We start from the raw sequence: 20,308 nt of genomic DNA on the forward strand, positions 1-20,308 counted from the left end.
AAACATGGGAACGATTTTTGCAAGTTGGGTTAGCGGCTTCATCGCGTAACCCAACTACTGATTCCGATTCATCCGGTCCCGGACGTGCGTATCTAACATCAGTGGGTAATTTCCTCTGAGCATTAATCCTTTTTTGCGGCTTGCCGATCTGCCGGAATGGGCCAGATTGGGCTGGGATAGTGGCAAGTACGGTGCCGGTTTGCGGTATAATTTCAATTTCCCGCTCGTGCCGCTCGGCACCTTCTGCAATGACCAAGTTTGTATTCGTAACCGGTGGCGTAGTCTCTTCCCTTGGCAAAGGAATTGCAGCCGCCTCCCTCGCCGCGATTCTCGAATCCCGCGGCCTCAAAGTCACCCTTCTGAAGCTCGATCCGTATATCAACGTCGATCCCGGCACCATGAGCCCGTTCCAGCATGGTGAAGTGTTCGTAACCGACGATGGCGCCGAGACTGATCTCGACCTCGGCCATTACGAGCGTTTCATTTCGACCCGGATGAAGAAGGTCAATAATTTCACTACCGGCCAGATTTACGAGTCCGTGATCCGCAAAGAGCGCCGGGGCGAGTACCTCGGCAAGACCGTGCAGGTGATTCCGCACATCACCAATGAAATCCAGGATTACATCCATCGCGGCGCTTACGGTTACGACGTCGCATTGGTTGAAATCGGCGGCACCGTCGGCGATATCGAATCGCTGCCATTTCTGGAGGCGGTGCGCCAATTGAGCCTGCGCGCCGGCCGCAATGCTGCCGCATTCGTGCACCTGACACTAGTGCCTTACCTGGCTTCCGCCGGCGAACTGAAGACCAAGCCAACCCAGCACAGCGTGCAAAAATTGCGTGAAATCGGCATTTCGCCGGACGCCTTGCTGTGCCGCGCCGACCGTCCGATCCCGGATGACGAGCGGGCCAAGATTTCTTTGTTTTCCAACGTGGTCGAAGAAGCGGTGATCTCGGTCTGGGATGCCGACACGATTTACAAGATTCCGCAAATGCTGCACGACCAGGGCCTTGATGACATTGTCTGCGAAAAGCTCGGCCTGTCGCCGAAGCCCGCCGATCTGTCGATGTGGACCAAGCTTATATACGCGCTGGAACACCCGAAGACCGAAGTGACCATCGGCATGGTCGGCAAATACGTCGATCTGACCGAATCCTACAAGTCCCTGATCGAAGCGTTGCGTCACGCCGGCATTCATACCGAAAGCCGCGTCAATATCGAGTACCTGGATTCCGAGGAAATCGAAGAAAAAGGTACGGCAGCACTCGCCAAGTACGATGCGATTCTGGTGCCGGGCGGCTTCGGCAAGCGCGGTGTGGAAGGCAAGATCGCCGCCGCCCAGTTCGCGCGCGAACACAAGATTCCTTATCTGGGAATCTGTCTCGGGATGCAGGTTGCCTTGATTGAATACGCGCGCAACATGGCCGGCCTCGCCAATGCCAATTCGACCGAATTCAACCCGGAAACCGATCAGCCTGTGGTGGCCCTCATCAATGAGTGGCAAAACCATGATGGCCAAGTAGAACGACGCGATATCAATTCCAACCTCGGCGGCACCATGCGTCTCGGTGCGCAAACCTGCACGGTCAAGCCGGGCACAATGGCAGCGGAAATCTATGGCACTACGGTGACGGAACGCCATCGCCACCGCTACGAAGCGAATAACCATTATCTGGGTCGGGTCGAAGAAGCCGGCATGGTTGTGTCGGCCCGTACTCCAACCGAAAATCTGTGCGAAATCATGGAGCTGCCGCGCTCCGGACCGAACGCGCATCCGTTCTATTTCGGCGTGCAATATCACCCGGAATTCAAATCGACTCCGCGTGATGGTCATCCGCTGTTCACCGCCTTTATCAAGGCAGCACTGGCCTACAAGCAGGCTGCCGAAGTTACGGAGACCGCATGAAGCTTTGCGATTTTGAGGTCGGTCTCGACTATCCATTTTTCCTGATCGCCGGCCCGTGCGTAATCGAGTCGCGCCAGATGGCTTTTGACACCGCTGGTCAGCTGAAGGAAATCACCGCGGCGCTGGGAATTCCATTCATCTACAAATCCTCCTTTGACAAGGCCAACCGTTCTTCCGGCACTTCTTTCCGCGGCCTCGGCATGGAAAAAGGCCTGGAAATTCTGGCTGATGTAAAGAAACAAATCGGGGTGCCGGTCCTGACAGATATCCACGAGATCGACGAAGTCAAACCGGTAGCCGCCGTGGTCGATGTGTTGCAAACGCCAGCTTTCCTGTGCCGCCAGACCGATTTCATCCATGCTTGCGCGCAGTCCGGCAAGCCGGTGAACATCAAGAAAGGTCAGTTTCTGTCGCCGCACGACATGAAAAACGTGATCGACAAGGCGCGTGCCGCCGCCAGGGAAGCCGGTTTGCCGGAAGATAATTTCATGGCGTGTGAACGTGGCGCATCGTTCGGTTACAACAACCTGGTGTCCGACATGCGGTCGCTGGCGATCATGCGCGAGACCGGTTGTCCGATCGTGTTCGACGCTACCCATTCGGTGCAATTGCCGGGCGGGCAGGGCGCGACTTCCGGTGGACAGCGCGAATTCGTGCCAGTGCTGGCGCGGGCTGCGGTAGCGGTGGGCATTTCCGGCATCTTCATGGAAACCCATCCGAACCCGGCAGAAGCAATGTCGGACGGCCCGAATGCAGTGCCGCTGGCGCGCATGCGCGAACTACTGGCGACCTTGATCGATCTGGACCGGATCGTAAAGAAAAACGGCTTCCTCGAATCCAGCTTCTGATTCAAGCTGATTTCTGGTGATCCTCAAGCCATTCAGTACCAGATTACCAATCTACAAAATTCTTTTTTGGAGCTTTACATGAGCGCTATCGTTGACATCATCGGCCGTGAAATACTCGATTCACGCGGCAATCCTACTGTCGAATGCGACGTACTGCTGGAATCCGGCGTCATGGGCCGTGCTTCAGTGCCGTCCGGCGCATCGACCGGTTCGCGCGAAGCGATTGAACTGCGCGACGGCGACAACAGCCGTTACTTCGGCAAGGGCGTGCTGAAAGCCTGCGAACACATCAACACCGAAATCTCCGAAGCGATCATGGGACTCGACGCCAATGAGCAAGCGTTTCTGGACCGTACCCTGATCGACCTCGACGGCACTGAAAACAAATCCCGCTTGGGTGCCAACGCCATGCTGGCAGTCTCGATGGCAGTTGCGAAAGCCGCTGCCGAAGAAGCTGGCCTGCCGCTGTACCGCTATTTCGGCGGCTCCGGCGCAATGCAGATGCCGGTGCCGATGATGAACATCATCAATGGCGGCGCGCACGCCGACAACAACCTGGACATTCAGGAATTCATGATCATTCCGGTCGGCGCACCGAGCTTTCGCGAAGCGATTCGCTATGGCGCCGAAGTATTTCACACGCTGAAGAAAATTCTGCAAGGCAAGGGCTTGACCACAGCCGTCGGTGACGAAGGCGGTTTTGCGCCATCGGTCGCCAACCACGAAGAAGCCATCAAGCTGATCATTCAGGCCATCGAAGAAGCCGGCTTTGAACCAGGCACCCAGATCGCACTCGGACTGGACTGCGCCGCCAGCGAATTCTACAAGGATGGAAAATACCACCTGGCCGGCGAAGGCTTGACGTTGTCGGCAACCGATTTCACCAACCTGCTGGAAACCTGGTGCGACAAGTACCCGATCATCTCAATCGAAGATGCAATGGCTGAAAACGACTGGGAAGGCTGGGCAATCTTGACCAAAGCCTTGGGCCAGAAAGTCCAGCTGGTGGGCGACGACCTGTTCGTGACCAACACCAAAATTCTGAAAGAAGGCATCCAGAAGGGCATCGCCAATTCGATCCTGATCAAGATCAACCAGATCGGCACTCTGACCGAGACTTTCGCTGCGATTGAAATGGCCAAGCGCGCCGGTTATACCGCAGTGATTTCGCACCGCTCCGGCGAGACCGAAGATTCCACCATTGCCGACATCGCGGTCGGCACCAATGCACTGCAGATCAAGACCGGCTCGATGTCGCGCTCGGACCGCATGGCGAAATACAACCAGTTGCTGCGCATCGAGGAAGATCTGGGCGACATCGCCAGCTATCCTGGTCGTGATGCGTTCTACAACTTAAAATAAACCGATTCCATTTCTAAATCACTCGTGCACTTTGTCGGCTTCGCTTGCCGTACCTGCGTACTGTCTACGCTTCGCCTTCGCGTTCACGAATGATGTAGAAACGGAATAAGGCCCGGTCGCAAAAATTCAGTTTTGCGACCGGGCTCTTGATCCTGATTTTTCCCGATGCGCCTGATCACCATTTCCCTAGTGCTATTACTGGCGCTGATCCAATATCCACTCTGGTTAGGCAAGGGCGGTTGGTTGCGTGTGTGGGATCTGGATCATCAAGTCAATGAGGCGCTTGACAAGAATATTGCGCTCAAAGCGCGCAACGACAAGCTCGAATCTGAAGTTCGTGATTTGCAGGATGGCACCGGTGCGATTGAAGAGCGGGCCCGGTCTGAGCTGGGCATGATCAAGGAAGACGAAATATTCATTCAGTTGCTGGCGCCTAGCGCGGGTGGCGCGCCGCTTCAGATAGCACCACCGCCAGTACCAAAGTTAGCACCTCGCCCCAAGGCGCCTGCAGCTAAAAAACCTGCCCGGTAGCGCCGGCGGCGCAAAATCTGCGCCGTCTGCCTTTTTGGAGGATGGAATCCAGGTTTATGCCAGCGACCCCAGCGCCACCCGTGCCGCGGCCAAATCCCAGGCGGCCTGACCTACGGTTTTAAATACCGGCATCTTCGGCATTTGCGCCGATAAGCGCACCGTGCCATCCAGTAGTTGTGATAACGCAACTACCTGGCTCCAATCGACTTCAGCCTGCAGCAGATCGCCTGCCTCATGCCGGGCACCGTCCAGATCGTCCACTATTATTTGCCGCTGGTGCAGTAATTGCGGCGGAAATTCCGCCATCTCAGGCTTGAACGCGCCCACTCCGATAGCCAGCGTGGCGGCGGCAATCTGCCTCGGAATGACCGGGGTTTTGGACGTGGTTAAGGCGATCACGACATCGGTTGCGGGCAACTCCGATTCCAGTTGTGCTGCGCAAAGCGGCGCAGCGGTAATCCCGGAATGGCGCTCGCGCAACGCAGCGCAAAATGCTTGCGCCTTGTGCGTCGTAGTGGCGGCGATCCAGAACCGCGACACGCCAAAAAAATCCACCAGCGCTTCGACGTGCGCTGCAGCCTGGATTCCGGTGCCGATGATCAGCACTGATTCGGGCGCTTGCGGCATCAGAACCTGAATTCCCAGCAGCGTGACGGCCGCGGTGCGGCGCGCGGTAACGGTCGGGCCATCCAGCAGCATCAGCCTGCGCCCGCTGGCGGTTTTAAAAACGATCACTTCGCCCTGAATTGCGGGCAGGCCGTGCTGCGCATTGCCGGTGTGCACTGTCACCAATTTGGTCACGCTGATGTCGCGGCCGATGGCGGGCATACACAGCAAAACGCTGGCCGGATCAATCGGCACCACCAGACGCTCGGGAGCCTGGATGTGCTGCTGGGCTAATTCGCGCATCGCTTGCGCGATCGCAGGCACCAGTCTGGAATAAGGCAACGCTTGCGCAGTTTGGCTCGAATCTAAAATTTTCATGGCGATAGTTTTATAATTTTTATAGGGGGTATATGCAAAAAATCATGATTTTCCGCATATATCTATTGCGCTATCAAAAAATACATTGGCGGGTATATGTTCCGGAAAAATCTGCTACGCCAGCCGCCCGGATTGCTGCACGCCGGCTCAAGATTGCGCAATTCAATGCTTGAATGCGCTGTCAGGCAGCAAGTGTTCGACCGGCACGCCAGTCACAAACAATTGCGCGCAATCGACTTTGTCGAACGCGTAGTGCTGGCCGCAAAAGTCGCAATTAATCTCCAGCGCGCCTTGCTCCTGCAGCGCCTCGGTGATTTCGTCCTGACCCAGCATCTTCAGCATGTTGCCGACTTTCTCGCGGCTGCAGTTGCAATGAAAGCAAGGTTGCCGGGGTTCGAAGACGCGGATGGTTTCTTCCCAGAACAGGCGGTGCATCAGAGTGCTGATGTCGGTCGATAGCAACTCGTCGCGCTGCAAGGTGGTTCCCAGCGCCACTGCGCGGTGCCAGGTTTCCAGGTCATCTTCGACCGGGGCGTCGATGCCGCCGTTCTTGGGCAGTTTCTGCAGCAGCAAGCCGCGCGCTACCGCGCCGTTGGCGGCAAGCCAGAGCTTGGTGTCGAGCTGCTCGGAACGCAGCATGTAATTTTCGATCACTTCTGCCACCGAATCGCCATCCAGCGGCACGATGCCTTGATAGGCTTGCTGGCCCGGCAGTTTGTCGTGCGGATCGAGCGTGATCGCAAAGCGGCCTTTGCCGTGCGCATGTATCAGTTGCTGCAAGCCGGCCGCGTCGTCGATGACAACATCAGGCGCGAGTTTGGCGGTGGCGCGCAGTTGCAGATCGGCGTCGCATTCGACCACCAGCAGCCGCACCGGGCCATCGCCGTGGATCTGCATGATGATCGCGCCATTGAATTTAAGATTGGCCGACAGCAGGGCGGCCGCCGCCAGCATTTCGCCCAGCAGCGTCTTGACTGCCGGCGGGTATGCGCTGTGCACCAGAATCTGCTGCCAGGTGTCGGATAGTTCAACTAACTCGCCGCGTACCGCGGCGTTTTCGAACATGAATTTTTGCAGCGTATCTGCTGTGTCTGCGGTATTTTCTGTAACTGCCATCATCATCCGATCCGTTTGCATTCTGTTTTGAACAATTGGCCGCGCGCGACGTAACTGGCGGCGCTGGCCTGGAGTTGCGCCACGTCCTGTTCGCTCAAGCTGCGCACGGCCTTGGCCGGCGCGCCGATGATCAGGCTGTTGTCGGGGAATTCCTTGCCTTCGGTGACCAGCGCACCGGCGCCGACCAGACAATTTTTGCCGATTTTTGCGCCATTCATGATCACGGACTGAATACCGATCAGCGTACCGTCGCCGATGGTGCAGCCGTGCAGCATTGCCTGATGGCCGATCGTGACATTCTCGCCGATGGAAAGCGGATAACCGATGTCGGTATGCAGCACGCAGGATTCCTGCACGTTGCTGTTTTTACCGACGCTGATAAGTTCATTGTCGCCGCGCAGCGTGACTTCGAACCAGACGCTGGCGTTGGCTGCAATGTCGATTTTGCCGATCAGGTTGGCGCTGTCGGCGATGAAGGCGGAAGGATCGATCCGGGGCGCGTGTTCGCCCAATTGGTAAATGGCCATGTTGTTCCGTAAAATAAGGGGGTTAAATTTTTTATGGCGTTATTTTAACGCTGCCCGCATGAATCCATCTTCCCCGCCTGATTTCTCTCCATCACTAGCAGAGTTGCGTGATTTGCGTGCCGCCGCGCTGTTCTGGTTGTGCGAACCCGATCCAACCCACAAAGCCGCAGGCGTGACCGCACTGGCGCAGGCTTGGCAAACGGGCGCGATGGCGCTCGATGTGGCGGCGACGCTGGCGACGGATCGCACCATTCCGGGCCAGCCGGCCAAGCCGGAACTGGTGTCGCCGCTGGCGGTGAAGCGGCGCGCAATGCACACCGTCGAAGGCCGGGCAATCCTGATCCATGCGCTGGCGCACATCGAATTCAATGCGATCAATTTGGCGCTGGATGTGATCTGGCGCTTTCCGGATATGCCGGTGGCGTATTACGCCGACTGGCTGCAGGTGGCCGCCGAGGAAGCGCTGCATTTCTCGCTGCTGGCCGGGCATTTGCACGCTCAGGGTTACGCTTACGGCGACTTTCCGGCGCATAACAGTTTGTGGGAAATGGCGGCCAAAACCTCGGACGACATTCTGGCGCGCATCGCGCTGGTGCCGCGCACCATGGAAGCCCGCGGGCTGGATGCCGCGCCGCCGGTGCGCGCCAAGCTGGCGCAGGCCGGCGACTTGGCGGCAGCGGCGATCCTCGACATCATCCTGCGCGATGAAATCGGCCACGTCGGCATCGGCAACCGCTGGTACGACTGGCTGTGCCGGCAGCGCGGCCTGGAACCGGTCGCAACTTACGCCCGGCTGGCGCAGGAATTTGCTGCGCCGGTGCAGCGCGGCCCGTTCAACCTGGAAGCGCGGCGGGCGGCGGGTTTCAGCGAGGCGGAACTGGCGGCGCTGGGGCAGTGAAGCGTTGCGATCCACCAAAATCGCACCATTTCGCTTTTCATTGGCTTGCCGGCTGAATAGTTATTTAATTTTTTAATAATTGGCAGTATATAAATATACCGCATGTTATATATGCGGTAAATGCCGTGTTTATTGGCATACTCCATATAGGATAGCAGATATGGAAGTCGCTGCCGGTTTGGCTGTATAGCTAAATTCATCCATGCGCTGCGCGACGAAGGCAGAATCCAGGCCGAAGCCTGGCTCACTCAAAATTTCGACAGCATCGGCGCGCGTTCGTCGTTCAACCTGGCGCGCCTGCTGCACGCGTGACTAGGGCTGGGCGGCGCGCTCCTGTTCCATCAGGCGCAGCACGCGGCGCTGGATTTTGCCGGTGGTGGTCATCGGCAATTGCGCGATGAATTCGATCTCCTTCGGATATTCATACGGCGCCAGCTTGCCGCGTACATGATTTTGCAATTCGGCAATCAAATGCTGGTCGCCGATGATGCCGTCGGTGAGCACCACGAAGGCTTTGACGATGTTGCCGCGTTCTTGGTCCGGCTTGGGCACCACGACCACGTTGGCCACTGCCGGATGCTTGAGCAGGCAGTTTTCGATTTCGGAGGGGCCGATGCGGTAGCCGGCGGCCTTGAACATGTCGTCGGCGCGGCCTTCATACCAGAGGTAGCCGTCGCCATCCATCCGCGCCAAGTCGCCGGTGCGGCACCATGCACCGCTGTATTTGCTGCTGGTCGCTGCCGGGTTTTTGAAGTAACCGATGAAAAATATCGGGTCCGCATCGCCGTGGATGTCGGTGCGGTTGAGCGCCACTTCGCCAATCGTGCCGGCACCCACCGGATTTCCGTCGTCGTCGATCACCGCGACCCGGTGGCCGGGGTAAGGGCGGCCCATGCTGCCGGCTTTGGCCGGCCACTGCAGATAGGAATTTCCGACGATGTAATTCACCTCGGTCTGGCCAAACATTTCATTGACCGTAATGCCGAGCGCGCTGCGGCACCAGTCGAACACCGCATCGCCGACCGCTTCGCCGGCGCTCATGATGGCGCGCAACTGCAGCGTGTGATGCTGTTTCGGATCAGGCCTCGCTTTCATCATCATTTTCAGCGCGGTGGGGAACAGGAAGGCATTGGTGATGCGATATTTTTCCAGCAGCGTGAAAGCAGTTTCTGCGCTGAAGCGGCCGCGGTAACCCAGAATCGGCATGCCGAAATACAGGGTCGGCAACAATGCATCCATCAGGCCGCCGGTCCAGGCCCAGTCGGCTGGCGACCAGAAGACGTCGTTATCTTGCGGAAAGCCGTTTTGCGATGCGACAAAGCCGCTCAGGTTGCCGATGATGGCCGAATGCGGGATCAGAGCGCCTTTTGCCGGGCCGGTGGTGCCGCTGGTATAGATCAGGATCGCCGCATCGGTGGCCAGTGTCACAACCGGCGCAAATTCGACGCTCGCCTGCGCCATTTCCTGCTGCCAGTCCAGCGCGTCGGGCAGACTGCACTCCAGCGCCAGCATATGTTTGAGATGCGGGCAAGCGGCGCGTATTTGTTGCAGATGGGCCGCGCCGGCCTGATCGACGATGGCTATCGTCGCCGCGCTATCCTGCAAGCGATATTCCAGCGCATCGGGGCCAAACAGGGATGACAGCGGCATGGCGATCGCGCCGAGTTGATGGCAGGCGATATGCGTAATCGCCGTTTCGGGACATTGCGGCAAAATGATCGCTACGCAATCGCCGCGTTGCACCCCGAGTCGGCGCAACAAATTGGACAGCCGGTTGGCCTGTTCTTGCAGCGCCGCATAGGTGAGCGTTGCGGTGTGGCCGGTTTCATCTTCGTGATAAATCGCGATGCGCTTGCTGCTGTTGCTGTCCTTGGCCCAGCGGGTGCAACAGACTTCGGCAATATTGAGTTCGGTCGGCACCTCCCAGTGAAATGCTTGGTAGATCGCGGCGTAATTGTCTGCCGCATCTGTCGTCGGTGTGGAATTGGGTGAATTCATTGGGTCTCCAGTATAATTATTGAACGGTCGTGCTTTTTAATCGCTGGTTAAACAAATATTTATGGAAATCATCAAACAATCTCGCTCTGAATTTATCACGCTTCGCGGCCTGCAATACCATGTGCGCCATTGGGGTAATGATGATGCGCCAAAACTGTTCATGCTGCATGGCTGGATGGATGTGTCGGCCTCATTCCAGTTCGTAGTCGATCGTCTGCGTCAGGAATGGCATGTGATTGCGCCGGACTGGCGCGGTTTCGGCCTGACGCGATCAATCGGCGTTGACTGTTATTGGTTTCCCGATTATGTGGCCGACCTGGATGCGTTACTAGACCACTATGCTCCGGCGCAGGCGGTCAATCTGCTGGGGCACAGCATGGGCGGCAACGTGGCTGGCATTTACGCCGGCGTGCGGCCGCAGCGCGTCGGCAAGCTGATCAATCTGGAGGGTTTCGGCATGCCTGTGACGCATGCGCAGCAAGCGCCCGGACGTTACGCCCAGTGGCTCGATGCATTGCGCCAAAAGCCGGCGCTACGCACTTATCCGAGCCAGGCGGCGGTTGCCGCCCGGCTGCAAAAGACCAATCCGCGCCTGAGCAATGCGCGGGCGGCTTTCCTTTCTGCGCATTGGGCGGCTGAAAATAGCGACGGCGCTTGGGAAATTCTCGGCGACCCGGCGCATAAAATGACCGGCCCGCTGCTGTATCGGGTCGAGGAAATCATGGCTTGCTGGCAGGCAATTACGGCACCGGTGCTGTGGGTCGAAGCTAGCGATACCGATGTCTGGAAGTGGATGGGGCCGAAATCGGAGGCCAGAATCGAGATCGATCGCCGCATCGGTTTTATCCGCAATGTCACCACCGCAATGATCGACGACGCCGGCCATATGCTGCACCATGATCAACCGGAAGTTCTGGCGCGCCTGGTGGAAGATTTTCTGCTGGAATAATAAGAATCACGCTGATGCTGGCCGAGGCACTGGCGAAGCGAAAAATGTGCACTTGCAGCATTAGTCTTCCAAGGGGGGTACAATAAATTTCCCCCTGATGCGCAACCCGCTACCATTTTTATGTTATTTCCATGTTAAATGCCGATCTCCATTGCCATTCCAACGTCTCCGATGGCGTCCTGACACCACAGGCGCTGGCTGCGCGCGCCAAACTTAATGGCGTTGAGCTGTGGGCCTTGACCGACCACGATGAAGTTGGCGGCATTGCGCGGGCCAGAGTGGCCGCGGCTGAGAACGGGCTGCGCTTTGTGGCAGGGGTTGAGGTTTCCGTCACTTGGGCGGCGCAGACGGTGCACATCGTTGGCTTGCAGGTTGATGAAACCAATAGTGCGTTGTTGCAAGGCTTGCAGGCGACTCGCGGCGGGCGCGAACATCGCGCACGCGCAATCGCTGCAGAACTGGCGCAACATGGTATTGCGGATGCTTACCAAGGCGCGCTCAAGTACGTGGGCAATCCGGATTTGATTTCCCGCACCCATTTTGCCCGCTACATCGTCGAGTTAGGCCATCAACCGGACATCAGCGCGGTGTTCCGCCATTATTTATCGGAAGGCAAGCCCGGTTACATACCGCACAGCTGGGCCACGCTGAAAGATGCTGTCAGCTGGATCCGTGGTGCCGGTGGCACTGCAATTGTGGCGCACCCGGGGCGCTATAAATATAGCGCGCTGGCACTGGGCGCATTTTTGGATGAATTCAAGCAGCTCGGCGGCGCCGCTATCGAGGTTGTTACCGGCAGCCATACGACCGACCAGTATCCGATTTATGCCAAGGTGGCGCAGGACTACGGCTTCATGGCGTCGCGCGGTTCGGACTTTCATGGACCGCACGAGTCGCGCGTCGATCTGGGCGGATTGCCGCCTTTGCCGGCTGGCGTGATACCGGTCTGGCACGACTGGATTTGACCGTTCCACGACTGGGCTATCGTTCCTATACGCAGCGCAAACAGACGCGCTATATGTACATTCTGCCAGGCTTGCACCCTTGAAATTTCTTTGTGAACGCCTTATCTTCGGAATAACTTATTTCTGATCCAGTCGATAAAAGGCTTTAAATGAAACGCATTGTCCTGTTCCTCGCCACCAACCTTGCCGTGATGCTGGTTATGTCCGTCGTATTGTCGGCATTGGGGGTGAATCGCTACTTGACTGGCAGCGGCCTGAATCTGGGCAGCCTGATGGCGTTTTCTCTGGTGATCGGCTTCACGGGCGCGATTTTTTCCCTGTTGATTAGCAAACCGATGGCGAAATGGTCCACCGGCGCGCGCGTCATCGATGCACCTGCGTCGTCCACCGATCTGTGGCTGCTCGATACGGTGCGCCGCCTAGCCGAGAAAGCCAGCATCAGCATGCCGGAAGTAGCGGTGTTTGATGGCGCGCCGAATGCCTTTGCCACCGGCGCATTCAAGAACTCTGCGCTAGTTGCGGTTTCCACTGGCTTGCTGGAAAGCATGACCAAGGAAGAAGTCGAAGCCGTCATCGGCCATGAAATTTCTCACGTTGCCAATGGCGATATGGTAACCATGGCCTTGATTCAGGGCGTGGTGAATACCTTCGTGGTCTTTTTGGCGCGGGTGGTGGCTTATGCAATCGACAAGGCCGTGTTCCGTGGCGGCAATAACGATCGCGGCCCCGGCATCGCCTACATGGCTACGGTGTTCGTCTGTGAGCTGGTGTTCGGCTTGCTGGCATCCATCATCGTGGCCTGGTTTTCGCGCCAGCGCGAATTCCGTGCGGACGCCGGATCAGTGCAGTTGCTGGGTCGCACCGAGCCGATGGTGCATGCGCTGGCCCGTCTGGGCGGCGTTGAACCGGGCGAGTTGCCGAAGTCGATGGCAGCGTCCGGGATTAGCGACAAGCCGGGTTTTTCAGCGCTATTTTCGACCCATCCACCGATTGAGGCGCGTATTGCGGCACTAACTGCGTTGCGCGGCGGCCAGTAAATTTGTAATTACCCAATTACCCTTAATCCCATATTTAACCCACATTTAATCCACTACAGCGACGGTAGTTTCTTACGCTACCGTCGCTTTCATTTTCCATCATGAGCCAATTTTTCCAGCTACACCCAGACAATCCGCAACCGCGCTTGCTCAAGCAGGCGGCGCAAATCATCCATGCCGGCGGCATCGTTGCATTGCCGACCGATTCCTGCTACGCGCTGATCTGCCATCTCGATGACAAACACGCGGTCGAACGCTTGCGCCGTATCCGCGGCATCGATGACAAGCATCTGTTGACCTTGCTGTGCCGCGATTTGAGTGACATCGCGGTCTATGCGCGAGTCGACAATACACAGTTCCGCATGCTCAAGGCCGCCACGCCCGGCCCGTATACCTTCATTCTGGAAGCCACCAAGGAAGTGCCGCGCCGTTTGAGCCATCCGTCGCGCAAGACGATCGGCTTGCGAGTGCCGGAAAACCGCATCGCGCAAGCTTTGCTGGAAGAGCTGGGTCAGCCCTTGCTGGGTACGACCTTGATCTTGCCGGGACAAACAGATCCATTGAGCGACCCGGAGCAGATTCGCGAACTCCTGTCCAAGCAAGTCGAACTGATTGTGGATGGTGGGACCCGTGGCTTGGGAGTGACTACCGTGATCGATTTGGTTGGCGCTGAGCCGGTGCTGGTGCGCCAAGGGCGCGGCGACGCCGCATTATTCGGTTTGTAAGAAATTCCAGGAAAAATCCGCGTGCTTTAGTATAGTGTGGTATGTATTTTTTTATAGTCAATATTTATATGCATAAATAGCACTATTTTTACCTATACTCCCATCATGTTTAAAATATGATGGGAGTGTGAAACGTACCTGCTCCGGTTTTTATCGCGCTTGATGCGGTATCTGTAATTGCCGCAAACCGGTGGCGGCCCATCCCCTCTGATAAAATCCAGCCATGAATGACATGATCCAAACCGTCGCGGTATATGCGCTACCGGTATTATTCGCCATCACCCTGCATGAGGCGGCGCATGCCTATGCTGCCAAGTATTTCGGCGATTTGACTGCTTACCAGCAGGGGCGCATGAGCCTCAATCCGATCAAGCATATCGATCCTTTCGGCACCATCCTGATCCCGATCATGATGTATTTCGCTACCAGCGGCGCTTTTCTGTTCGGTTACGCCAAGCCGGTTCCAGTTGATTTTTCACGTTTGCGTAATCCGAAGAAGCAAATGGCCTGGGTCGCTCTGGCGGGTCCGGCGGCGAATCTATTCATGGCACTGTTGTGGATGATATTCGGCATTCTGCTGGCTGCGCTGCAGGTAGGCGACGTGTTTTTCATGCGCATGGTGCAAGCCGGAGTGCTGGTCAATCTGGTGATCTTTGCTCTCAACCTGTTTCCGTTGCCGCCACTGGACGGTGGGCGCATCGTCACCAGCCTGCTGCCGGATAAATATGCGGTTCAGTTTGCCCGCATAGAACCTTACGGCTTCTTCATCCTGATTGGACTGATGCTGCTGCGTGTGTTGGAATATTGGCTGATACCGGTAATGGTGATTGCCAATACCGTATTGAAATTAATCGTTTCTCCTTTGAACTTACTTTTGAACTGACCGACTAACTATGTATCCTGATCGCGTTGTATCCGGCATGCGCCCCACCGGCGCCTTGCACCTTGGCCATTATCATGGCGCCTTGAAAAACTGGATAAGGATGCAGACCGAAATGCCGTGCCTGTTCTTTGTTGCCGACTGGCATGCATTGACTACCAACTATGACGACCCTTCGCTAATAGAATCTAGCACGTGGGATATGGTGATCGATTGGCTGGCGGCCGGCGTGGACCCGTCCGAAGCGACACTCTTCATTCAATCCCGGGTGCCGGAACATGCAGAATTGCACTTGCTGCTGTCGATGGCCACGCCGCTGGGCTGGCTGGAGCGGGTGCCGACCTACAAAGATCAGATCGAAAAGTTGTCGCACAAGGATCTCACTACCTACGGCTTTTTGGGTTATCCATTGCTGATGGCTGCCGATGTGCTGATTTATCGCGCCACCCAGGTGCCGGTAGGCGAGGACCAGGTGCCGCACGTCGAGATAACGCGTGAAATCGCGCGCCGTTTTAATCATTTATATGGCAAGGAAAAAGGCTTCGAGGAAAAAGCGCAGGGCGCAGTCAAGAAACTCGGCAGCAAGCGCGCCAAGATGTATAACCAATTGCGCACCGAATTCCAGCAGCAAGGCAAGGAAGATGCTCTGGAGCAAGCCAAAGCCATGCTTGATGATGCGCAAAGTCTATCGATGATCGACCGTGAGCGGCTATTCGGCTATCTGGAAGGCAGCCGCAAGCTGATTCTGGTCGAACCGCAGGCGCGTCTGACTGAGTCCTCGCGCCTGCCGGGGCTGGATGGGCAAAAAATGTCGAAAAGTTACGGCAACGCGATTGCGCTGCGCGAGGACAAGGACTCGGTCACCAGGAAAATCCGCACCATGCCGACCGATCCGGCGCGCGTGCGCCGCACTGACCCGGGCGATCCGGAAAAATGCCCGGTGTGGCAGTTGCACCAGGTATATTCCGATTCCACCACCAAGGAATGGGTGGTCAAGGGTTGCACCTCCGCCGGCATTGGCTGCCTCGAATGCAAGCAGCCGGTGATCGACGCGGTGTTGAAAGAGCAGGAACCGATGCGCGAACGAGCCCAGCAATACCTCGACGATCCGTCGCTGGTGCGCGCAATCGTCGCCGACGGCTGCGACAAGGCGCGCAAACTGGCGCAGGAAACCATGCGCGACGTGCGCGAGGCAATGGGTTTGAGCTATAGCTAGCCTAATAAGCATCAATAAGCCGATCCGGATGCGCCATCTTGCCGCTTCGCCCACAGGTCAGGGTGCTCCTTCCGCCTGGGTGCAGCGCTTTGCTGCGCTGATTCCGCCAGGAATAGTGCTGGATTTGGCTTGCGGCAGCGGTCGCCATGCGCGCCTGTTGGCGGCTTTGGGGCATCCGGTATTGGCTGTGGATCGCGACTCGGCTGCGCTGGCTAGCGCGGCCGGCCAGGGCGTGGTCACCTTGCAAGTCGATCTGGAAGCCGATGCTGCGGAATGGCATTTTGACGCCGGACATTTTGCTGCGATTATTGTTACCAACTACCTGCATCGACCTTTGTTCCCGCATATTTTAGACAGCTTGGCAAACGGTGGCTTGCTGATATTTGAGACTTTCGCCAGCGGCAATGCGCTCTACGGCAAACCGTCCAATCCGGATTTTTTGTTGGGCCGGGGCGAGTTGCTCGAAATGCTCAGGCAGCATCCTTCAGTTACCATGCATGTGCTCGCATTTGAAGACGGTTATACCGAAGTGCCGAAGCCTGCGATGGTGCAGAGGATTTGCGCCATCAAAAACGCAGCAGACTTTGCTCCTGGTCAGCCGCGATTGTTTTGAAACCCTATACAAGCAAAAAAAGCAAAAGAGCAACACTGCACCACGGCCGCGGGCTATCCGCTACAATTAATCCTTTATATCCCAACGTATTAAAGACTCTCTATGATTAAGGGCAGCATAGTAGCAATCGTCACCCCCATGCACGCAGACGGCAGCCTCGATCTGCCTGGCTTGCGCAAACTAATCGACTGGCACATCGCAGAAGGCACCGACGGTATCGTGATCGTCGGCACCACCGGCGAATCGCCGACGGTCTCGGTGGAAGAGCACTGCGAACTGATCAAAGTCGCGGTCGAACATGTCAACAAGCGCATTCCGATCATTGCCGGCACCGGCGGCAATTCTACTTCCGAAGCAATCGCGCTGACGCGTTATGCCAAAGAAGCTGGTGCCGACGCGTCCCTGCTGGTGGTGCCGTATTACAACCGGCCCACGCAGGAAGGCATGTATCAGCACTTTAAAAAAATCGCCGAATCGGTTGATTTACCGGTGATCCTGTATAACGTTCCCGGCCGTACCGTGGCCGATATGCATAACGACACCATCCTGCGTCTGGCGCAAGTTCCGGGCATCATCGGGGTCAAGGATGCAACCGGCAACATCGGACGCGGCACCGACCTGATTCGTCTGGCACCGCAATCTTTCGCGGTATATTCAGGCGATGATCCGACCGCCATGGCTCTGATGTTGTGCGGCGGTAAAGGCAATATTTCGGTAACCGCCAACGTCGCTCCGCGCGCGATGCATGCATTGTGCATTGCGGCAATGGAAGGCAATGTGGCGCGAGCAATTGAAATCAACAATCGATTACTGCCGCTGCACAACAAACTCTTCATCGAACCAAACCCGCTGCCGGTCAAGTGGGCGTTGACTGAAATGGGTTTGATTCCGCCGGGGATCCGGCTGCCGCTGGTGCCGATGTCTGCGCAATACCAGGATACGGTACGTTCTGCCCTGCGAGAATCCGGTGTATTGCCGGGTGCATTACAGGGTAAATCGCAGTAAGCGCCAACTTCTTTAACGGCCGGAGAGGTTGCATTACTCCGGCTCCGAACTTCGCTTTTTCATTCCGAAATGATATGACTATTCGCAAGAACACTCAGATGGATCAACGTAAGATCGCCCAGCGTGGCATTGTTTATGGCCTGGTTTTGGCTGGCCTGGCCGGTTGCAGTTCCATCGGTTCCATGCTTGAGTCAGACAAGCTCGATTACAAAAGCGCGGGCAAGGCATCCACATCTTCTTTGGAAATTCCACCGGATCTGACGCAGTTGCAGCGCGACAACCGCTATACAATTCCTGATATCAATAACCGTGGCACTGCAACCGCTTCTGGTTTTAACTTGCAACAAAATGTGCAGCGTCCAGCCGCAACTGCTGCAGCGGTTGCGCCCAAGGCGGTGGCCGACATGCGCATCGAACGGGCTGGCGACCAACGCTGGCTGGTCATCAAGCAAGCGCCGGAAGTGTTGTGGCCGAAAATCAAGGAATTCTGGCAGGAATCCGGCTTTTTGATCAATATTGAATCTCCTGAAACCGGCGTGATGGAAACCGACTGGGCAGAAAATCGGGCAAAAATTCCGCAGGATATTATTCGCAAAACCCTGGGCAAGGTTCTGGATTCGTTGTATTCGACCGGTGAACGCGATAAATTCAGGACGCGGCTGGAGCGTGGCGCTGATGGCACCACCGAAATTTTTATCAGTCACCGCGGCGCGCAAGAAGTGCTGACTGGCAGCGACAAGGAAACTACGGTATGGACGCCGCGCCCTGCCGATCCTGAGCTTGAAACCGAATTTCTGGCACGTTTGATGGCGCGCTTCGGCGTCGAGACAGAGCAGGCCAAGGTGATGGTGGCGAACGCCGCGCCTGTGCAGGCGCGGGCCAGGATCGTCAAGGCGGGCGGCGCCAATGGCACCTATGTCGAAGTTGATGAAAACTTTGATCGGGCCTGGCGTCGGGTAGGCCTTGCTCTGGACCGGGTCGGATTCACGGTGGAAGACCGCGATCGCAGTCAGGGCCTGTATTTTGTCCGTTACGTGGATCAAGACCTGGATGCCAATAACAAGCCTACTGCCGAGAAAGGCTTCCTGTCCCGCCTGTTTTCATCCAGCCCTTCTGACAAAGCCAAAAAAGCGCAGCGTTATCGGGTTGTGGTCAAGGGCGTTGCCGCGACCAGTCAGATATCTGTCATGGATGACAAAGGAAATTCTGAAACTTCATCGGCGGCCGGGAAAATTCTATCTTTGCTGAATGAGCAATTGAAATAAATTACGGGAGCTGAGGTTGCTTATGGCGTTTATGGCTTTCATGGCGCTGAAGGTGCCAATTATCGCTGTACCTGTTTTTTGAAGTTTTCCAGCCTGGGCAGCGGCAGCGATGGTAACGCGCTGCTGATCTGCGCTGCATCGGGTATCACGCGCACCACGGTGATGCTCGATTGTGGCTTTGGCATGCGCGAGGCCGAACGCAGATTACTACGACTTGGCATGACGCCAGGAGATTTGTCCGGCATCGTGGTCACCCATGAACATCAGGATCATGTCGGCGGCGTATTCACGCTGGCGCGCCGCCACCGCATTCCTGTCTGGCTCAGTTTCGGTACTTATCTGGCTGTAGCGCATAAATGCGAGGGAGTTGAACTGCATTTTTGCCGCGATGGCGATAATTTGACCATTGGCGACTTGTCCTTGGCGCCTTACACCGTGCCGCATGATGCGCGCGAGCCGCTGCAATATATCGCAACCGATGGAAACTCCACACTTGGCGTGCTAACCGATGCAGGCCAATCAACGCCGCATCTGGTGCAGGCTCTGGGCAGATGCGACGCTCTTTTGATGGAGTGCAATCACGATCGGGTGATGCTAGCCAATTCCAAATATCCGTATTCACTCAAAAAGCGTATCGGCGGCGGCTATGGACATCTTTCCAATAAAAGCGCGTCAGAGATTCTGCGTCAAATCGACAAGTCACGCCTGAAGCGGCTGGTCGGAGGCCATCTCAGCCTACAAAACAATACGCCTGAACTTGCTCTGACAGCTTTAATGCGGGGTTTGGATGGTCATCAGGCCGAGGTGACAGTGGCATGTCAACAGGATGGATTCGGCTGGATCGACTTGTCGCTGACTTGATTTATTTTTGTGTCCACGGTACGGACAAGTTTTTTGCTGCAGCGCAATAAAATTTGTTTCAGATACAAAAAAGCCAGCCGACTGGCTGGCTTTTTTAAGCAATCTTACGATTACTTGGCTGGTGCATCAGCAGCTGGTGCAGCAGGAGCAGCTTCAGCAGCTGGTGCGGCAGGAGCAGCTTCAGCAGCTGGTGCGGCAGGAGCAGCAGGTGCAGCTTCAGCAGCTGGTGCAGCAGGAGCAGTTTCAGCAGCTGGAGGAGTAACAATAACTTCTTCTTTTTTGCCGCAGCCAACCAAAACGATAGCCAACAGGGAAGCTAACAAAAGTGATTTTTTCATGGGTATTCCTTAGGTTGAATAAATTACAAATTTATGCGATGAATAATTACCGGTAATTATCGCTCAATAGGCTGGTCTTTGTTCGAATATGCACTTTTTGGTGCACTGCGATACTTATGACCCTACCAACCCGAGATTATAGTGATTTTTCAGCGTTCTGCTATAAGTGCTTAAATTATTTTTTGTAATATCGCAACATATGCCGGCTCAAATCCAGTAGCCCGAGATGAAGACGCGCCATTCCGTAAATTTGATTAGGCATTGTGTGTTGTTAATATATAAA

Annotated in this window: 20 protein-coding genes; 15 read left to right on the top strand and 5 right to left on the bottom strand. The window is 56.3% G+C overall.

Annotated features, from left to right (window positions below):
• Window positions 1-248 precede the first annotated feature (248 nt).
• The 4 genes from FKCLFG_RS05445 (at window position 249) to ftsB (ending at window position 4,648) form a co-directional block, all read left to right on the top strand.
• The gene (locus tag FKCLFG_RS05445) at window positions 249-1,907 is read left to right on the top strand and encodes a CTP synthase (RefSeq protein ID WP_472615212.1); all 1,659 of its coding nucleotides are present in this window, start codon (window positions 249-251) and stop codon (window positions 1,905-1,907) included.
• On the top strand, window positions 1,904-2,755 hold the full coding sequence (gene kdsA, locus FKCLFG_RS05450; RefSeq protein ID WP_472615213.1) for a 3-deoxy-8-phosphooctulonate synthase: 852 nt from the start codon (window positions 1,904-1,906) through the stop codon (window positions 2,753-2,755). Before FKCLFG_RS05445 ends, kdsA begins: the two co-directional genes overlap by 4 nt.
• 78 nt (window positions 2,756-2,833) lie before the next feature.
• Window positions 2,834-4,117: a phosphopyruvate hydratase gene (eno, locus tag FKCLFG_RS05455; RefSeq protein ID WP_472615214.1), complete on the top strand. Its 1,284-nt coding sequence runs from the start codon at window positions 2,834-2,836 to the stop codon at window positions 4,115-4,117.
• Window positions 4,118-4,282: 165 nt separating this feature from the next.
• The gene (gene ftsB, locus FKCLFG_RS05460) at window positions 4,283-4,648 is read left to right on the top strand and encodes a cell division protein FtsB (protein WP_472615215.1); all 366 of its coding nucleotides are present in this window, start codon (window positions 4,283-4,285) and stop codon (window positions 4,646-4,648) included.
• 54 nt (window positions 4,649-4,702) lie between these two features.
• Here ftsB and FKCLFG_RS05465 read toward each other — a convergent pair whose 3' ends face one another.
• The 3 genes from FKCLFG_RS05465 to FKCLFG_RS05475 form a co-directional block, all read right to left on the bottom strand.
• Complete coding sequence (locus FKCLFG_RS05465) at window positions 4,703-5,632, bottom strand: delta(1)-pyrroline-2-carboxylate reductase family protein (protein ID WP_472615216.1); 930 nt, start codon at window positions 5,630-5,632, stop codon at window positions 4,703-4,705.
• Window positions 5,633-5,794: 162 nt separating this feature from the next.
• Window positions 5,795-6,748, bottom strand: a complete 954-nt coding sequence (gene hslO / locus FKCLFG_RS05470) for an Hsp33 family molecular chaperone HslO (RefSeq protein ID WP_472615217.1) — start codon at window positions 6,746-6,748, stop codon at window positions 5,795-5,797.
• A 2-nt stretch (window positions 6,749-6,750) separates the two neighbouring features.
• A complete protein-coding gene (locus FKCLFG_RS05475) occupies window positions 6,751-7,275 on the bottom strand; it encodes a gamma carbonic anhydrase family protein (RefSeq protein ID WP_472615218.1) in 525 nt (174 codons plus the stop codon).
• A 58-nt stretch (window positions 7,276-7,333) separates the two neighbouring features.
• Here FKCLFG_RS05475 and FKCLFG_RS05480 point away from each other — a divergent pair, with 58 nt between their 5' ends.
• The gene (locus tag FKCLFG_RS05480; RefSeq protein ID WP_472615219.1) at window positions 7,334-8,173 is read left to right on the top strand and encodes a ferritin-like domain-containing protein; all 840 of its coding nucleotides are present in this window, start codon (window positions 7,334-7,336) and stop codon (window positions 8,171-8,173) included.
• Between the two features lie 312 nt (window positions 8,174-8,485).
• On the opposite strand, the gene FKCLFG_RS05485 is transcribed toward FKCLFG_RS05480, so the two are convergent.
• Window positions 8,486-10,171 carry an acyl-CoA synthetase gene (locus tag FKCLFG_RS05485; protein ID WP_472615220.1) on the bottom strand — a complete coding sequence of 562 codons (1,686 nt, stop codon included), beginning with the start codon at window positions 10,169-10,171 and terminating at the stop codon, window positions 8,486-8,488.
• Between the two features lie 61 nt (window positions 10,172-10,232).
• Here FKCLFG_RS05485 and FKCLFG_RS05490 point away from each other — a divergent pair, with 61 nt between their 5' ends.
• The 10 genes from FKCLFG_RS05490 to FKCLFG_RS05535 all read left to right on the top strand — a co-directional run bounded on the left by FKCLFG_RS05490 (window position 10,233) and on the right by FKCLFG_RS05535 (window position 19,687).
• Window positions 10,233-11,120: an alpha/beta fold hydrolase gene (locus FKCLFG_RS05490; protein ID WP_472615221.1), complete on the top strand. Its 888-nt coding sequence runs from the start codon at window positions 10,233-10,235 to the stop codon at window positions 11,118-11,120.
• A 131-nt stretch (window positions 11,121-11,251) separates the two neighbouring features.
• A complete protein-coding gene (locus tag FKCLFG_RS05495) occupies window positions 11,252-12,085 on the top strand; it encodes a 3',5'-nucleoside bisphosphate phosphatase (RefSeq protein WP_472615222.1) in 834 nt (277 codons plus the stop codon).
• A gap of 149 nt (window positions 12,086-12,234) precedes the next feature.
• Entirely contained in the window at window positions 12,235-13,122 is an 888-nt protein-coding gene (gene htpX, locus FKCLFG_RS05500; RefSeq protein ID WP_472615223.1) for a protease HtpX, read from the top strand.
• A gap of 101 nt (window positions 13,123-13,223) precedes the next feature.
• Window positions 13,224-13,847 carry an L-threonylcarbamoyladenylate synthase gene (locus FKCLFG_RS05505; protein ID WP_472615224.1) on the top strand — a complete coding sequence of 208 codons (624 nt, stop codon included), beginning with the start codon at window positions 13,224-13,226 and terminating at the stop codon, window positions 13,845-13,847.
• 223 nt (window positions 13,848-14,070) lie between these two features.
• Window positions 14,071-14,730, top strand: a complete 660-nt coding sequence (locus FKCLFG_RS05510) for a site-2 protease family protein (protein WP_472615225.1) — start codon at window positions 14,071-14,073, stop codon at window positions 14,728-14,730.
• 10 nt (window positions 14,731-14,740) lie between these two features.
• Complete coding sequence (locus FKCLFG_RS05515) at window positions 14,741-15,943, top strand: tryptophan--tRNA ligase (protein ID WP_472615226.1); 1,203 nt, start codon at window positions 14,741-14,743, stop codon at window positions 15,941-15,943.
• Window positions 15,944-15,971: 28 nt separating this feature from the next.
• Window positions 15,972-16,556, top strand: a complete 585-nt coding sequence (locus tag FKCLFG_RS05520) for a class I SAM-dependent methyltransferase (protein WP_472615227.1) — start codon at window positions 15,972-15,974, stop codon at window positions 16,554-16,556.
• A 102-nt stretch (window positions 16,557-16,658) separates the two neighbouring features.
• Complete coding sequence (gene dapA / locus FKCLFG_RS05525) at window positions 16,659-17,561, top strand: 4-hydroxy-tetrahydrodipicolinate synthase (RefSeq protein WP_472615228.1); 903 nt, start codon at window positions 16,659-16,661, stop codon at window positions 17,559-17,561.
• Window positions 17,562-17,635: 74 nt separating this feature from the next.
• Window positions 17,636-18,826: an outer membrane protein assembly factor BamC gene (bamC, locus tag FKCLFG_RS05530; protein WP_472615229.1), complete on the top strand. Its 1,191-nt coding sequence runs from the start codon at window positions 17,636-17,638 to the stop codon at window positions 18,824-18,826.
• 78 nt (window positions 18,827-18,904) lie between these two features.
• A complete protein-coding gene (locus tag FKCLFG_RS05535) occupies window positions 18,905-19,687 on the top strand; it encodes an MBL fold metallo-hydrolase (protein WP_472615230.1) in 783 nt (260 codons plus the stop codon).
• Window positions 19,688-19,797: 110 nt separating this feature from the next.
• On the opposite strand, the gene FKCLFG_RS05540 is transcribed toward FKCLFG_RS05535, so the two are convergent.
• On the bottom strand, window positions 19,798-20,025 hold the full coding sequence (locus FKCLFG_RS05540) for a hypothetical protein (RefSeq protein ID WP_472615231.1): 228 nt from the start codon (window positions 20,023-20,025) through the stop codon (window positions 19,798-19,800).
• Window positions 20,026-20,308: the final 283 nt, after the last annotated feature.

Source organism: Gelidimonas denitrificans (genome assembly GCF_055694065.1).

Bases quoted from the DNA above. Each gene is read 5' to 3' on its own strand.
- FKCLFG_RS05505 (WP_472615224.1), top strand. From the start codon at position 13,224: ATGAGCCAATTTTTCCAGCTACACCCAGACAATCCGCAACCGCGCTTG.
- FKCLFG_RS05510 (WP_472615225.1), top strand. From the start codon at position 14,071: ATGAATGACATGATCCAAACCGTCGCGGTATATGCGCTACCGGTATTA.
- FKCLFG_RS05540 (WP_472615231.1), bottom strand. From the start codon at position 20,025: ATGAAAAAATCACTTTTGTTAGCTTCCCTGTTGGCTATCGTTTTGGTT.
- eno (WP_472615214.1), top strand. From the start codon at position 2,834: ATGAGCGCTATCGTTGACATCATCGGCCGTGAAATACTCGATTCACGC.
- FKCLFG_RS05490 (WP_472615221.1), top strand. From the start codon at position 10,233: ATGGAAATCATCAAACAATCTCGCTCTGAATTTATCACGCTTCGCGGC.
- htpX (WP_472615223.1), top strand. From the start codon at position 12,235: ATGAAACGCATTGTCCTGTTCCTCGCCACCAACCTTGCCGTGATGCTG.
- FKCLFG_RS05520 (WP_472615227.1), top strand. From the start codon at position 15,972: ATGCGCCATCTTGCCGCTTCGCCCACAGGTCAGGGTGCTCCTTCCGCC.
- kdsA (WP_472615213.1), top strand. From the start codon at position 1,904: ATGAAGCTTTGCGATTTTGAGGTCGGTCTCGACTATCCATTTTTCCTG.
- dapA (WP_472615228.1), top strand. From the start codon at position 16,659: ATGATTAAGGGCAGCATAGTAGCAATCGTCACCCCCATGCACGCAGAC.
- FKCLFG_RS05485 (WP_472615220.1), bottom strand. From the start codon at position 10,171: ATGAATTCACCCAATTCCACACCGACGACAGATGCGGCAGACAATTAC.
- FKCLFG_RS05480 (WP_472615219.1), top strand. From the start codon at position 7,334: ATGAATCCATCTTCCCCGCCTGATTTCTCTCCATCACTAGCAGAGTTG.
- FKCLFG_RS05475 (WP_472615218.1), bottom strand. From the start codon at position 7,275: ATGGCCATTTACCAATTGGGCGAACACGCGCCCCGGATCGATCCTTCC.
- FKCLFG_RS05465 (WP_472615216.1), bottom strand. From the start codon at position 5,632: ATGAAAATTTTAGATTCGAGCCAAACTGCGCAAGCGTTGCCTTATTCC.
- bamC (WP_472615229.1), top strand. From the start codon at position 17,636: ATGACTATTCGCAAGAACACTCAGATGGATCAACGTAAGATCGCCCAG.
- FKCLFG_RS05495 (WP_472615222.1), top strand. From the start codon at position 11,252: ATGTTAAATGCCGATCTCCATTGCCATTCCAACGTCTCCGATGGCGTC.
- ftsB (WP_472615215.1), top strand. From the start codon at position 4,283: ATGCGCCTGATCACCATTTCCCTAGTGCTATTACTGGCGCTGATCCAA.
- FKCLFG_RS05515 (WP_472615226.1), top strand. From the start codon at position 14,741: ATGTATCCTGATCGCGTTGTATCCGGCATGCGCCCCACCGGCGCCTTG.
- FKCLFG_RS05445 (WP_472615212.1), top strand. From the start codon at position 249: ATGACCAAGTTTGTATTCGTAACCGGTGGCGTAGTCTCTTCCCTTGGC.
- hslO (WP_472615217.1), bottom strand. From the start codon at position 6,748: ATGGCAGTTACAGAAAATACCGCAGACACAGCAGATACGCTGCAAAAA.